This window comes from Pantoea sp. X-Soil-TKNS-1207 (genome assembly GCF_059730485.1).
The window spans coordinates 4,185,369-4,199,362 of record NZ_AP035958.1; the positions used below are offsets into that span (position 1 = coordinate 4,185,369).

General features: G+C 56.1%; 11 protein-coding genes and 1 riboswitch. Of the genes, 4 read left to right on the forward strand and 7 right to left on the reverse strand.

Going from position 1 to position 13,994, the window contains the following annotated elements:
* Positions 1 to 61: 61 nt before the first annotated feature.
* Positions 62 to 242, reverse strand: a riboswitch (cobalamin riboswitch).
* Positions 243 to 354: 112 nt separating this feature from the next.
* Entirely contained in the window at positions 355 to 1,458 is a 1,104-nt protein-coding gene (trmA, locus tag AC6I8V_RS19505) for a tRNA (uridine(54)-C5)-methyltransferase TrmA (RefSeq protein ID WP_497843810.1), read from the forward strand.
* Positions 1,459 to 1,490: 32 nt separating this feature from the next.
* On the opposite strand, the gene AC6I8V_RS19510 is transcribed toward trmA, so the two are convergent.
* Positions 1,491 to 1,847: a YijD family membrane protein gene (locus AC6I8V_RS19510; protein ID WP_497843811.1), complete on the reverse strand. Its 357-nt coding sequence runs from the start codon at positions 1,845 to 1,847 to the stop codon at positions 1,491 to 1,493.
* Between the two features lie 18 nt (positions 1,848 to 1,865).
* Complete coding sequence (fabR, locus tag AC6I8V_RS19515) at positions 1,866 to 2,510, reverse strand: HTH-type transcriptional repressor FabR (RefSeq protein WP_497843812.1); 645 nt, start codon at positions 2,508 to 2,510, stop codon at positions 1,866 to 1,868.
* A 192-nt stretch (positions 2,511 to 2,702) separates the two neighbouring features.
* On the opposite strand from fabR, the gene sthA reads away from it, so the two are divergent.
* On the forward strand, positions 2,703 to 4,103 hold the full coding sequence (gene sthA, locus AC6I8V_RS19520; RefSeq protein WP_497843813.1) for a Si-specific NAD(P)(+) transhydrogenase: 1,401 nt from the start codon (positions 2,703 to 2,705) through the stop codon (positions 4,101 to 4,103).
* Here the strand turns inward: sthA and oxyR are convergent.
* The 5 genes from oxyR to argC all read right to left on the reverse strand — a co-directional run bounded on the left by oxyR (position 4,086) and on the right by argC (position 9,763).
* Entirely contained in the window at positions 4,086 to 5,003 is a 918-nt protein-coding gene (gene oxyR / locus AC6I8V_RS19525; RefSeq protein WP_497843814.1) for a DNA-binding transcriptional regulator OxyR, read from the reverse strand. The genes sthA and oxyR overlap by 18 nt on opposite strands.
* A gap of 271 nt (positions 5,004 to 5,274) precedes the next feature.
* Positions 5,275 to 6,648: an argininosuccinate lyase gene (gene argH, locus AC6I8V_RS19530; protein WP_497843815.1), complete on the reverse strand. Its 1,374-nt coding sequence runs from the start codon at positions 6,646 to 6,648 to the stop codon at positions 5,275 to 5,277.
* A 73-nt stretch (positions 6,649 to 6,721) separates the two neighbouring features.
* Entirely contained in the window at positions 6,722 to 7,939 is a 1,218-nt protein-coding gene (locus tag AC6I8V_RS19535) for an argininosuccinate synthase (RefSeq protein ID WP_497843816.1), read from the reverse strand.
* Positions 7,940 to 7,963: 24 nt separating this feature from the next.
* Positions 7,964 to 8,740, reverse strand: coding sequence for an acetylglutamate kinase (gene argB, locus AC6I8V_RS19540; protein ID WP_497843817.1), 777 nt, complete (start codon positions 8,738 to 8,740; stop codon positions 7,964 to 7,966).
* A gap of 18 nt (positions 8,741 to 8,758) precedes the next feature.
* Positions 8,759 to 9,763: an N-acetyl-gamma-glutamyl-phosphate reductase gene (gene argC, locus AC6I8V_RS19545; RefSeq protein ID WP_497843818.1), complete on the reverse strand. Its 1,005-nt coding sequence runs from the start codon at positions 9,761 to 9,763 to the stop codon at positions 8,759 to 8,761.
* Between the two features lie 168 nt (positions 9,764 to 9,931).
* On the opposite strand from argC, the gene argE reads away from it, so the two are divergent.
* Together argE and ppc are read left to right on the forward strand one after the other, a co-directional pair.
* A complete protein-coding gene (gene argE, locus AC6I8V_RS19550) occupies positions 9,932 to 11,080 on the forward strand; it encodes an acetylornithine deacetylase (RefSeq protein ID WP_497843819.1) in 1,149 nt (382 codons plus the stop codon).
* Between the two features lie 244 nt (positions 11,081 to 11,324).
* Positions 11,325 to 13,976: a phosphoenolpyruvate carboxylase gene (ppc, locus tag AC6I8V_RS19555; RefSeq protein ID WP_497843820.1), complete on the forward strand. Its 2,652-nt coding sequence runs from the start codon at positions 11,325 to 11,327 to the stop codon at positions 13,974 to 13,976.
* The last annotated feature ends 18 nt before the right edge of the window (positions 13,977 to 13,994 follow it).

Sequence of the window (13,994 nt, forward strand, 5' to 3'; positions counted from 1 at the left end):
GCATCCAAAAGACGAAGCAGGATGCCGCAGGCATACGACCGATAGCACGCGATGGCCGTACGAATTGCGACGTCACACCGGCAGGTCTTCGGGCTGAGAATCATTAATGGTGAAGACTTCCCATCCCACAGGACAGTGTCTGCATCAGCACTCACCACGACATTCCTTACCGCTGCGCGTCAGCTCCAGATTCACACTGGATTCCCTTTTAACTCAAGGAGGCCGGCCGCCGCAGTCTACGGATAAGAAGGCCAGAAATCCAGACTTCCAGCCATCTTCTTTTCTACAGGGCTGGACATCAGCAGGTGAATGCCTACAATCGCCCGGCAAGCAGGCTTATTACCAGGATTAAAGATGACACCCGAACAGCTCCCGATTGAACAATACGACGCGCAACTGGCGGAAAAAGTCAGCCGTTTACAGACGATGATGACGCCCTTTGCTGCGCCTGAGGTGGAGGTGTTTCGTTCACCGGTTAGTCACTACCGGATGCGCGCCGAATTCCGCATCTGGCACGATGGTGACGATCTGTACCACATCATCTTTGATCAGCAGACCAAACAGCGCATCCGCGTCGATCAATTTCCCGCCGCCAGTGAACTGATCAATCAGTTAATGCCAAAAATGATCGCCGCGATCCGCGATAATCGCGCATTGCGCCATAAGTTGTTCCAGATCGATTACCTGTCGACCATGAGCAACCAGATCGTTATCTCCCTGCTCTATCACCGTAAGCTGGAGGAGGAGTGGCAGCAGGCTGCCACGGCCCTGCGCGATGCGCTGCGTGCCGAAGGTCTGGATGTGCAGCTGATTGGCCGCGCTACAAAAACCAAGATCTGCCTCGACCGTGATTATATTGATGAGCGTCTGCCGGTGGCGGGCCGCGAGTTGATTTACCGTCAGGTGGAAAACAGTTTCACCCAGCCCAATGCAGCGATGAATATCCAGATGCTGGAGTGGGCGCTCGACGTGACGCAAAACGCACGCGGCGATCTGCTGGAGTTGTACTGCGGTAACGGTAACTTTTCACTGGCGTTGGCGCGCAATTTCCGCCGCGTGCTGGCGACCGAAATCGCCAAACCTTCGGTGGCGGCTGCGCAGTACAACATTGCAGCCAACCAAATCGATAACGTGCAGATTATCCGCATGGCGGCGGAAGAGTTCACTCAGGCGATGAACGGTGTGCGCAGTTTTAACCGCTTAGAAGGCATCGATTTGCAGAGCTATCAATGCGAAACCATTTTTGTCGATCCGCCGCGCAGCGGGCTGGATGCTGATACCGTGAAGATGGTGCAGGCCTATCCGCGCATCCTTTATATCTCGTGCAATCCGCAGACCCTGTGCGACAACCTCGCCACCCTGGGGGACACTCACGAGGTGGCTCGCCTCGCGCTGTTCGATCAATTCCCCTATACCCATCATATGGAGTGCGGCGTGTTGCTGACGCGCAAAGGCTGAATAAAAACGGGAACCCTGAGGTTCCCGTTTTTTTAGTTCTTGTTCTTCGGCCGCTTAAAGCGCGTCGCAATCCAGAACACCAGACCCACCATCAGGATAGTCGGAATGAAGTTGGAGCCGATATCCGGGTATTCGGCACGCACCAGCGCGCTGTAAACCAGAATGCCCAGCAGGAAAAACGCGGCCGCCAGCGATGGCATACCATCCGGCATATTACGGTTGAGATACCGCTGATGCAGGCACCAGGCCGCGAGGCCAAGGGCAATCAGCGGAAAAATCGAAAATGGCACAAACGCACTGAACAGCACCGAAAAGGAGCCGTTGATGGCTAAACCGGTGATAAAAGCCAGTAACAGCGTTCCTTTATCGCGGGGGTTTTGCTCAATCATTTCATTATCCTTATCACATTACTCTTCGGGTTTTTCCAGTGTTACCGCCAGACGTTCCTGCTCCCGGCGATACCAGTAATACGCACCTTTGGCGATCATCCGCAGTTGCAGCACCAGCCGTTCTTCCAGCCTGCGACGCTGCTCGATATCCACATCCAGCGCTTCCGCACCGGCGCTGAACACAATGGTCACCATCGCTTCCGCCTGCGCTTCGGTAAAACTGCGCGGCATATGATTTTCCAGCTCAAGGTAATCCGCCAGTTCAGCAATAAAGTGCTGAATCTCACGCGCAACGGCGGCACGAAACGCAGCTGACGTTCCGGAGCGCTCGCGTAGTAAGAGACGAAAAGCGTTGGGATTGTTCCCGATGAATTCCATAAAAGTGGAGACCGAGGTCTTAATGATGCTGCCACCCTTGGCAATACGCTGGCGTGCCTGACGCATCAGCTGACGCAGCATCAGGCCGCTTTCGTCAACCATCGTCAGCCCCAGTTCGTCCACATCCCGGAAATGACGGTAAAACGAGGTGGGCGCAATGCCAGCTTCACGCGCGACTTCACGCAAACTCAGGCTGGCGAAACTCCGTTCTGCACTTAACTGACTGAAGGCGGCTTCAATCAGAGAACGTCTTGTACGTTCTTTTTGTTGCGCTCTGACGCCCATTCTCTCTGCCTTGTGAGTAATCAGGCAGGCACTATAACAAACTTTTCAGCGTACAGGCCGCAAAGTTTGTGACCGCCTGTTAACCTCACGGTTTGTCAAAATCGGGCAAAAATCGCTGTTAGAATTCAGAAGTGCGCGGCGGGATGTTAGAATCTCGTTGTAAAAATGTATAGAAACATAGGACGTACTGGTATGCAAAAGTCTTACGATTACGATGCCATTGTGATTGGCTCCGGTCCGGGCGGTGAAGGTGCGGCCATGGGCCTGGTGAAGCAGGGAGCGCGCATCGCGGTGATCGAACGCTACCATAACATCGGCGGCGGTTGTACTCACTGGGGCACCATCCCCTCCAAAGCGTTGCGTCATGCTGTCAGCCGTATTATCGAGTTCAATCAGAATCCCCTTTATAGTGATCACACCCGACTTCTGCGTTCCTCCTTTGCAGATATCCTTAACCACACTGAAAACGTTATCAGCCAGCAAACCGCGATGCGGCAGGGCTTTTACGAGCGAAATCGTTGTGAGCTTTATCAGGGCGATGCCCATTTTGTTGATGCTAACACCATCGAAGTGGAACAGCCGGACGGCACCCGTGAGCGTTTAACCGCAGAAAAATTCGTGATTGCCTGTGGTTCGCGCCCTTATCACCCGGCTGATGTCGACTTTACCCATCCCCGCATTTATGACTCCGACTCAATTCTCAACCTGCACCATGAACCAGGCCACGTCATTATTTACGGTGCCGGGGTGATTGGCTGTGAGTACGCCTCGATTTTCCGCGGGCTGAACGTCAAGGTTGACCTGATCAACACCCGCGATCGTCTGCTGGCGTTCCTCGACCAGGAGATGTCAGATTCGCTGTCTTATCACTTCTGGAACAGCGGCGTGGTGATTCGTCACAACGAAGAGTTTGAGAAGATTGAAGGCGTTGACGATGGCGTCATCATCCACCTCAAGTCCGGCAAGAAGGTGAAAGCGGATTGTCTGCTGTATGCCAACGGCCGTACCGGTAATACCGATTCGCTGTCGCTGGAAAATGTTGGGCTGGAAGCGGATGGTCGCGGCCTGCTGAAGGTCAACAGCATGTACCAGACGGCGCAGCCGCATATCTATGCGGTTGGTGACGTGATTGGTTATCCGAGCCTTGCCTCAGCCGCTTACGACCAGGGTCGTATTGCCGCGCAGGCGATTATCAAAGGCGAAGCCACCGCGCATCTGATTGAGGATATCCCCACCGGGATTTATACCATTCCGGAAATCAGCTCCGTCGGCAAAACGGAACAGCAGTTAACCGCAATGAAGGTGCCGTATGAAGTGGGACGTGCCCAGTTTAAACACCTGGCGCGTGCGCAGATTGTCGGTATGCATGTGGGCAGCCTGAAGATCCTGTTCCACCGCGAAACCAAAGAGATTCTGGGTATTCACTGCTTTGGTGAGCGTGCGGCGGAGATCATCCACATCGGCCAGGCCATCATGGAACAGAAAAATGGCGGTAACACGATTGAATACTTCGTGAATACCACCTTTAACTATCCCACCATGGCTGAAGCCTATCGCGTCGCCGCGCTTAACGGGTTAAACCGCCTGTTTTAACGTGGAGTCGAGAAGCGTAAGCATATGGGTTTTGATTGCTTCTGCCAGCTGCTCATAGCGGCTGCGCAGAGGCGACCCAGGACGATACACCAGTGCAATGGTGCGCTGCGGCACCGGTTTGTAACAAGGCAGATAACAGACGCCATCGCGCACGCGCTCATGGGGAACCGCCAGCGCCGGTAACAACGTGATCCCGCTTCCTGCGGCCACCATATTACGCAGCGTTTCCAGGCTGGTCGCCCGGAAATGGGTGTCTTCATCCGCACCCGCTTCAAAGCAGAAACCCATCGCCTGATCGCGCAGGCAGTGACCATCTTCCAGCATCAGCAGCTTTTCACCGGCCAGATCCGACATCGGCACACGATCGCGGTCGTGCCACGGATGATCCTCGTAGATCGCCAGTTTCATTGGCTCGTCAAACAGCGGCACCTCAATAAAGGCTTCGCTCTCTTTCACCAACGCCAGAATGGCGCAATCGAGCTTACCGCTGTCGAGCTGCGCCAGCAGCTGTTGCGTCTGCGCTTCGTGCAGATACATCTCCAGCTTCGGGAAGGTCTGATGCAGCATCGGGATGATTTGCGGCAATAGATACGGACCCGTGGTGGGGATAAGGCCAATGTGCAGCGGACCGGACATGGTTTCGCCCTGCTGGCTGGCCATCTCCTTCAACACCTTAACTTCACGCAGTACGGTGCGGGCCTGATCCACCAGCAACAATCCCGCCTGGGTAAACAATACCTTACGGCTGGTTCGCTCCAGCAGCATGACGCCCAGTTCATCTTCCAGCTTACGAATTTGCCCGCTTAGCGTGGGTTGGCTGACATGACAGGCATCAGCGGCACGGCGGAAGTGACGATGCTCCGCAAGCGAAACCAAATACTCCAGATCACGAATGTTCATTGATATCCTCCGAACCACGATAGCCCGTGGCGATAGATAGAATAGCAATGAACGATTAGCCCTATCAAGCTGCGGACAGGAATAATACGTGGCATCTGAGAAGCAATGAAAAAAAGAGGCTGAGAGAGTAAGGAGCAACACCTGCAATCAGTCTGACAAATCACTGTGTTGGCCGGGAGTGCCAACCCTTTGATGATGTGCCAATAACAATATGAAATTCCGAAGCTAGAGGTTGGCGGGCTATCGACATAGCCCGCTTTTTTTTGCCTGCTTAACGCAGACGCTGCTGGGCTTCCTGAATCGCCAGCGCGACCTGCTGTGGCGACACACCGCCACGCGCATTACGTTTGTCGAGGCAGGATTGCAGCGACAGAATCGGATAGACATCGTCCTCGATCACCGCGCTGAATTGCTTCAGCTGCGCCAGGCTCAGCGCTTCCAGCGCCACGCCCTGCTTAATCGCTTCAACTACCGTTTCACCCACGATATGGTGCGCTTCACGGAACGGCACGCCTTTGGCGACCAGATAGTCGGCCAGCTCGGTGGAGTTGGCATAGCCCTGCTCAGCCGCTTCCTGGCAACGCGGACGTTTCAGCTGAATACCATCCAGCACCAGTACCGACATATGCAGACAGTCGAGCCAGGTGTCGAGCGCATCGAACAGCCCTTCTTTGTCTTCCTGCATATCTTTGTTGTAGGCCAGCGGCAGACCTTTCAGCGTCATCATCATGCCCGTCAGCGCGCCCTGTACACGGCCACACTTGCCGCGGATCAGCTCCAGCGCATCCGGGTTTTTCTTCTGCGGCATCAATGAGGAGCCGGAGGTCACTTTGTCTGACAGCTCAACAAAACCCGCTTCACCGGTGTTGAAGAAAATCAGGTCTTCCGCAAAGCGCGACAGGTGAACCATGCCAATCGAGGCATCCGACAGCAGCTCCAGTACGTGGTCGCGGTCGGAAACGGTATCGAGGCTGTTACGGGTGGCAGAGGCGAAACCTAACCAACCCGCCAGCTGCTGACGATCGATCTCATAGGCCGTACCGGCCAGCGCGCCGCAACCCAGCGGGCTGACGTCGAGACGCTTCAGCGTGTCCTGCAAACGGCTCTCATCACGCGCCAGCATTTCGACATAGGCCAGACACCAGTGCGCAAAGGTCACCGGCTGGGCGCGTTGCAGGTGGGTATAACCCGGCATCACCGCGTCCTGATTCGCTTCCGCAGTCACCACCAGCGCTTTTTGCAGCTCACGCGTCGCATCCAGCAGCACAGCGACCTGCTCTTTGCACCACAGTTTCAGATCGGTCGCGACCTGATCGTTACGGCTACGGCCGGTGTGCAGTTTTTTGCCCAGCGCGCCGACTTTCTCAATCAGTTTGCCTTCCACCCAGCTGTGGATGTCTTCGGCATCGCTTTGCAGAATCTGTTGCGGATTAGCGCGCACTTCGGCCAGCAATTCGTTCAGCGCGGCTTCCAGCTGCTGCTGTTCTTCACTGCTCAGCACGTTAACCGTGACCAGCGCTTTTGACCAGGCGACAGAACCGATGATGTCCTGCTCCGCCAGGCGGTAGTCGAAACGCAGCGAGTCATTGAATTGTTTGAACCGTTGGTCTGCTGCCTGAGTAAAGCGTCCACCCCAAAGTGCCATCTGAATACTCCTGAATGCTGTTAAACAAAGGGCGGCCCGAAGCCGCCCTTGAAACTGTGTCGTTACCGCGGAATTACTTCTTCTGCTCGTTCAGCGCGCGAATGCGTGAAGAGAGCGAGAACAGACGGATAAAGCCGCCCGCGTGACGGTGGTCGTAGACTTCGTCTTCGCCGAAGGTGGCAAACTCTTCAGAGTACAGGCTGTTGACGGATTTCTTCTGAATCGCCGTGGCCTGGCCTTTGTACAGTTGCAGAACCACTTCGCCGTTGACCAGCTCAGCCAGGGACTCAGCGGCCGCCTGGATAGACTGACGCAGCGGTGCGAACCAGCGACCGTCGTACACCACGTATGACATTTCCTGGCCCAGCTGCTCGCGCCATTTGAAGCTGTCGCGATCCAGAACCAGCTGCTCAACCGCACGCAGCGCGTTCACCATGATGGTGCCGCCTGGGGTTTCGTAGCAACCGCGAGACTTGATGCCCACCAGACGGTTTTCCACGATGTCGATACGGCCCACACCGTGTTTCGCGCCCAGTACGTTCAGTTTTTCCAGGCACTGGAACGGGCTAAGCTTCTCGCCGTTCACGCCAACCACGCGACCTTTTTCTACGGTCACGGTGACGTTCTCCGGCTGATCCGGCGCTTCCAGCGGATCAACGGTCCACACCCAGCAATCTTTGTTCGGTGCGTTCCACGGGCTTTCCAGCACGCCGCCTTCGGTGGAGATGTGCCAGGCGTTCTCGTCACGGCTGTAGATTTTTTCCAGCGACGCGGTGGTCGGGATGTTGCGCTCTTTCAGGTAGTCGAGCAGCGCTTCACGCGAACGCAGGTTCCACTCACGCCACGGCGCAACCACTTTCAGCTGCGGCGCCAGCGCGGTGTAGGTGGTTTCGAAACGCACCTGGTCGTTACCTTTACCGGTCGCACCGTGGCACAGCGCATCCGCGCCGACTTTCAGTGCCAGCTCAACCTGGGCTTTCGCGATAATCGGACGCGCCATGGAAGTACCCAGCAGGTAGGTGCCTTCGTACAGCGCACCGGTCTGCAATACCGGGTAAACATATTCACTGATGAACTCTTCACGCAGATCAACAACGTGGCACTCAGACGCACCTGACTGCAACGCTTTCTTCTCAACGCCATCCAGATCGGCAGGGTCCTGGCCGATATTCGCCACGAAGGCAACCACTTCACAGCCGCCGTAGTTCTCTTTCAGCCATGGAATGATGGCAGACGTATCAAGGCCACCGGAGTAAGCCAGAACAATTTTTTTGATGCCTTGCGTTTGCATTTCGTAATCCTTGAATCAGTATCGTTAAGCGAGAATCCGGGTGCCAATCGACACGCCGTTGAAAAGGGTTGGCAGCTGTTCAGCATGACGCCAGCTGGCGATATCGACCGGACGACCCAGGGTACGGGCCGCGTCGAGCGCTGCGTTAACTTTAACAATCATGCCATCGGTAATGATGCCCTGCGCGATCAGCTGTTCCGCTTTCGCTGCGGTCATCTCGGCGATGCGCTGGCCTTTGCCATCGAGAATACCGCTGACATCCGACAGCAGCACCAGATCGGCACCGATAGTCGCCGCCAGCGCGGTCGCCGCCTGGTCAGCGTTGACGTTCATCAGTTCGCCGCCATCGGTGATACCGATAGAGCTGATCACCGGCATATAGCCTGCGCCCAGCAGCGTATTCACCAGCGCCGGGTTGCCCGGTGTCGCATTACCTACGTGGCCCAGTTCTTCGTCGAACTGCTCGACATTCACCAGACCCGCATCACCCAGGCACAAACCCACCGCGTTGATGCCATATTTTTTCGCCCAGGCCAGCAGGGTCTTGTTCGCCGTACCGGCCAGGGCACCGGTAATAATGTCAATCTGATCGGCTGGCGTCACGCGCAAACCGTTCTTCTTTTTCACCGGCAGCGCGAGTTTCTTCATCAGCTCGTCCACCAGGCAGCCGCCACCGTGCACGATAATCAGCGGACGCTGATATTCAGTGCGGTACGCCAGCAGCGCATCAAACAGACGGGCCAGCGCTTCTTCGCTGTCCAGCAGGACGCCACCCAGTTTAATAATCAGCGGATTGGTCATGGTTTACTTACTCGTCCGTTAAATCAGTGACAGCGTTTCGGGGAAGCCGAAACGAATATTCAAACACTGAACCGCCTGGGAAGAGGCGCCTTTCAGCAGGTTATCTTCGGCGGCAACCACAATCAGGTGCTCGCCCTGTAATGCAAAACCGATGTCGCAGAACGGCAGGCCGACCACGCCTTTCAGCGCCGGCACACCTTTCTTATAGAGACGCACCAGCGGCTTGTCGTGATAAGCATTGTGGAACGCTTCCGCCACGTCCTCTTCCGTCACGCCCGGCTTCAGGCGGCAGGTCACGGTCGCGAGGATGCCGCGCGGGAAGTTGCCCAGATGCGGCGTAAAGATCACCGGCGTGCCGAGATGGGCAACAATTTCCGGATGATGACGATGATTGAACAGGCCATACGGTTGCAGGCTGACTTCGCAGAAACTGGTGGTGACGCTGGCTTTACGCCCGGCACCGCTCACGCCGCTGGTGGCGTTGATCACCGGCCATTGCGCTTCATTCAGCAGGCCCGCTTCCACCAGAGGTTTCAGTGCCAGCTGCGAGGCGGTGGGATAGCATCCCGGTACCGCCACCAGCTGCGCGTCTTTGATTTTTTCGTGTTGCCACTCCGCCAGACCGTAGACCGCTTTATCCAGCCAGTCGCCGTGCTGATGGGTGAAACCGTAATATTGATTGTAGAAAGCACCGTCGTTGACGCGGAACGCGCCGGAGAGATCGAACACCACACAACCGGCCTTGAGGAATTCCGGGGCCAGATCGTGGCTGACTTCGTGCGCCGTGGCGAGGAACACCACATCGACTTTATCCGCCCATTCAGCCGCATCGCTCAGCGGCTGCAACGGCAGGTCGACAATCCCTTTCAGCTGCGGATGCAGATCGGAGAGTAATTTTCCGGCATCCGGGCTTTGCGCTGAAACCGCTAAAGCGGTTATGTTCATATGCGGATGGCGATTCAGGTAGGTGGCAAGCTCTACGCCAGCGTAACCACTGGCACCAACGATCAGCGTATTCAACATCAGGCTGTATACCTTATTACAGTCACACGTTCCGGGTCGCGGCCTTGCCCCGTTGCCCACGATGCCGTTTGCAGAAGATTTACTGTTCACATGCAGACGACGTTAATGTATTTTTATTCACTATTAATGCATGAATATTGATACATCCTAACCCAAGGACCGTCAACAGTGAAGACAAAATTACCACCTTTTATCGAACTCTACCGCCAGCTGATTGCCACCCCATCGATCAGCGCCACCGATGCCGCACTCGATCAGAGCAATGAAACTTTAATCAATTTGCTGGCGGGCTGGTTCCGCGATCTGGGCTTCAGCACCGAAGTGCAACCGGTACCCGGAACCCGCCATAAATTCAACCTGCTGGCGCGGACCGGAACCGGGGCTGGCGGCTTATTACTGGCGGGTCACACCGACACCGTTCCGTTCGATGATGGCCGCTGGACGCGCGATCCGTTTACCCTGACTGAACACGACAACAAACTGTACGGTTTAGGCACGGCGGATATGAAAGGGTTCTTTGCCTTTATTCTGGATGCGCTGCGTGACGTTGACGTGACCAAACTGAACAAGCCGCTCTACATTCTCGCCACCGCCGATGAAGAAACCACCATGGCGGGCGCGAAATATTTTGCCGAATCCACGCAACTGCGCCCGGACTGCGCCATTATCGGTGAACCGACGTCGCTCAAGCCGGTACGCGCGCACAAAGGCCATCTGTCGAATGTGATCCGTATTCAGGGGCAATCCGGCCACTCCAGCGACCCGGCGCGTGGCGTTAACGCCATCGAACTGATGCACGAGTCGATCACCCAGCTGATGCAGCTGCGCAACACGCTGAAGTCGCGTTACAACCACGATGGTTTCGAGATTCCTTATCCGACCATGAACTTCGGCCATATTCATGGCGGTGATGCGGCCAACCGTATTTGCGCCTGCTGTGAACTGCATATGGATATTCGTCCGTTGCCGGGTCTGACCCTGAGCGATCTGGATGGCCTGCTCAACGAAGCGCTGGCACCGGTAAGCGAGCGCTGGCCGGGTCGTCTGACGGTGGGCGAGCTGCATCCGCCGATTCCGGGTTATGAGTGTCCGGCGGATCATGAGCTGGTAAAAGTGGTGGAAAAACTGCTGGGTACGCCGACCGAAGTGGTGAATTACTGCACCGAAGCGCCGTTTATCCAGCAACTGTGCCCGACGCTGGTATTAGGTCCGGGTTCTATCAATCAGGCACATCAGCCGGATGAGTTTATTGATACATCATTTATTAAGCCGACCCATGCGCTCATCACGCAGGTTGTGCATCATTTTTGCCATTGATTAACAACAAATGGGGCATTTCACTGTTTAATCAGCAAAATGCCCCGTCAATGTTCGGGATTTGATAATAAGAATAACTTATCTCGCTTCACTCCAGTTAAATTCTTTGAATTTCCAACATTTAGCAGCAAAATTTCGTCAGTTTAAGGCAATTGACGAACCGGACGATACGTGGCTAGATAAAAGACGAAGTTATGCCCGTTGGGTGTATGAATTAAAAAGACGATAAGGGTGTCAGGGTCAAATGAACGAACAATATTCCGCAATGCGAAGTAATGTCAGTATGCTCGGCAAACTGCTCGGGGATACGATAAAGGATGCACTGGGAGAGAACATCCTCGATCAGGTGGAGACTATCCGCAAACTCTCTAAGTCATCCCGTGCAGGAAATGACACTCATCGTAAGGAACTGCTGACTACGCTGCAAAATCTGTCGAATGACGAGCTGCTGCCCGTCGCGCGCGCATTCAGCCAGTTCCTGAATCTTACCAACGTGGCAGAACAGTATCAGACCATTTCCCGTAGCGGCGACGGCGCTAATCACCCGGAACTGCTGAAAACCACGTTCGATCGCCTGAAACAGCAGAAAGATCTCAATGAAAACGACATCCGCGCGGCGATTGAATCGCTATCGCTGGAGCTGGTGCTGACCGCGCACCCCACCGAGATCACCCGTCGTACGCTGATCCACAAGCTGGTTGAAGTTAACAGCTGCCTGCAACAACTCGACCATACCGATATCTCCGATTACGAACGTAATCAGGTGATGCGCCGTCTGCGTCAGCTGGTCGCCCAGGCATGGCATACCGACGAAATCCGTAAATATCGCCCGACGCCGGTCGACGAAGCCAAATGGGGCTTTGCCGTGGTGGAAAACAGCCTGTGGGAAGGCGTACCGGCGTTTCTGCGCGAGCTGAATGAGCAGGTGGAAGAGACCTTTGGTATGCAGCTACCGGTCGATTTTGTGCCGGTGAAGTTTACCTCGTGGATGGGCGGTGACCGCGACGGCAACCCGAACGTGACCGCCAGCGTCACGCGCCATGTCCTGCAACTCAGCCGCTGGAAAGCAGCCGATCTGTTCCTGCGGGATATCGGCGTGCTGATTTCCGAGCTGTCGATGTCCGAGTGCAGCGACGAAGTGCGCGAGCTGAGCGGCGACCCGGAAGCGCTCGAGCCGTACCGCGTGATTCTGAAGCGTATCCGCAGCCAGCTGATGACCACGCAAGCGTTTCTGGAGCGTCGTCTGAAAGGCGAACGCCTGCCGCGTCCGGCCGATCTGCTGGTGTCCAACGATCAGCTGTGGTTGCCGCTGTATGCCATCTATCAGTCCCTGCAACAATGCGGCATGAGCATCATCGCCAATGGCCAGCTGCTGGATACGCTGCGCCGCGTGAAGTGCTTTGGCGTGCCGCTGGTACGTATCGACCTGCGTCAGGAGAGCACCCGTCACACCGAAGCGATTGCCGAAGTGACGCGCTATCTCGGCCTTGGTGACTACGAAAGCTGGTCAGAAGCCGATAAGCAGGCGTTCCTGATCCGTGAACTGAATTCCAAACGTCCGCTGCTGCCGCGCCAGTGGGAGCCGAGCGATAACACCCTCGAAGTGCTGGATACCTGCAAAGTCGCAGCAGAAGCGCCGCAGGGATCGATTGCCGCCTATGTGATTTCCATGGCGAAGACGCCATCCGACGTGCTGGCCGTACATCTGCTGCTGAAAGAAGCCGGCATTCCCTACGCCATGCCGGTGGCACCGCTGTTCGAAACCCTCGACGACCTGAACAACGCGAACGACGTGATGAGCCAGTTGCTCAGCATCGACTGGTATCGCGGCTTTATTCAGGGCAAGCAGATGGTGATGATTGGCTATTCTGACTCAGCAAAAGATGCTGGCGTTATGGCGGCCAGCTGGGCGCAGTATCAGGCGCAGGATGCCTTGATCAAGACCTGCGAGAAAGCCGGTATCGCGCTGACGCTGTTCCACGGACGCGGCGGTTCTATCGGCCGTGGCGGCGCACCGGCTCATGCTGCGCTGCTGTCGCAACCGCCGGGCAGCCTGAAAGGCGGCCTGCGCGTCACCGAACAGGGTGAGATGATCCGCTTCAAATACGGCCTGCCGGAAGTGACAATCGCCAGTCTGTCGTTGTATACCGGTGCGATTCTCGAAGCCAACCTGATGCCACCGCCGGAGCCGAAAAACGAATGGTGCGACATCATGGACAATTTATCTGCCCATTCCTGCGCGATGTATCGTGGTTATGTGCGTGAGAATCCCGATTTCGTGCCGTATTTCCGCTCAGCCACGCCGGAGCAGGAACTGGGCAAATTGCCGCTCGGCTCGCGTCCGGCGAAACGTCGTGCCAGCGGTGGCGTAGAATCGCTGCGCGCCATCCCGTGGATCTTTGCCTGGACGCAGAACCGTCTGATGCTGCCCGCCTGGCTGGGTGCCGGTGCCGCGTTGCAGAAGGCGATGGATGAGGGGCATCAGGATCAGCTGGAAGCGATGTGTCGTGACTGGCCGTTCTTCTCCACCCGCCTCGGTATGCTGGAGATGGTGTTCTCGAAAGCTGACCTGTGGCTGGCGGAATATTACGATCAGCGTCTGGTGGATAAATCACTGTGGCCGCTGGGCCAGCAGCTGCGCGATCAGCTGGACGCCGATATCAAAGCGGTGCTGACCATTGCCAACGATGCGCATCTGATGGCGGATCAGCCGTGGATTGCCGAATCTATCGCGCTGCGTAACGTCTATACCGACCCGCTGAACGTGTTGCAGGCAGAGTTGCTGTATCGCTCACGCGCGCAGGAAGAACGTGGTGATGAGCCAGATGCGCGCGTAGAACAGGCGCTGATGGTGACCATTGCGGGTGTTGCAGCGGGGATGCGTAATACCGGTTAAGCAGAGTGATTGCTGACG

Bases quoted from the DNA above. Each gene is read 5' to 3' on its own strand.
- trmA (WP_497843810.1), top strand. From the start codon at position 355: ATGACACCCGAACAGCTCCCGATTGAACAATACGACGCGCAACTGGCG.
- AC6I8V_RS19510 (WP_497843811.1), bottom strand. From the start codon at position 1,847: ATGATTGAGCAAAACCCCCGCGATAAAGGAACGCTGTTACTGGCTTTT.
- fabR (WP_497843812.1), bottom strand. From the start codon at position 2,510: ATGGGCGTCAGAGCGCAACAAAAAGAACGTACAAGACGTTCTCTGATT.
- sthA (WP_497843813.1), top strand. From the start codon at position 2,703: ATGCAAAAGTCTTACGATTACGATGCCATTGTGATTGGCTCCGGTCCG.
- oxyR (WP_497843814.1), bottom strand. From the start codon at position 5,003: ATGAACATTCGTGATCTGGAGTATTTGGTTTCGCTTGCGGAGCATCGT.
- argH (WP_497843815.1), bottom strand. From the start codon at position 6,648: ATGGCACTTTGGGGTGGACGCTTTACTCAGGCAGCAGACCAACGGTTC.
- AC6I8V_RS19535 (WP_497843816.1), bottom strand. From the start codon at position 7,939: ATGCAAACGCAAGGCATCAAAAAAATTGTTCTGGCTTACTCCGGTGGC.
- argB (WP_497843817.1), bottom strand. From the start codon at position 8,740: ATGACCAATCCGCTGATTATTAAACTGGGTGGCGTCCTGCTGGACAGC.
- argC (WP_497843818.1), bottom strand. From the start codon at position 9,763: ATGTTGAATACGCTGATCGTTGGTGCCAGTGGTTACGCTGGCGTAGAG.
- ppc (WP_497843820.1), top strand. From the start codon at position 11,325: ATGAACGAACAATATTCCGCAATGCGAAGTAATGTCAGTATGCTCGGC.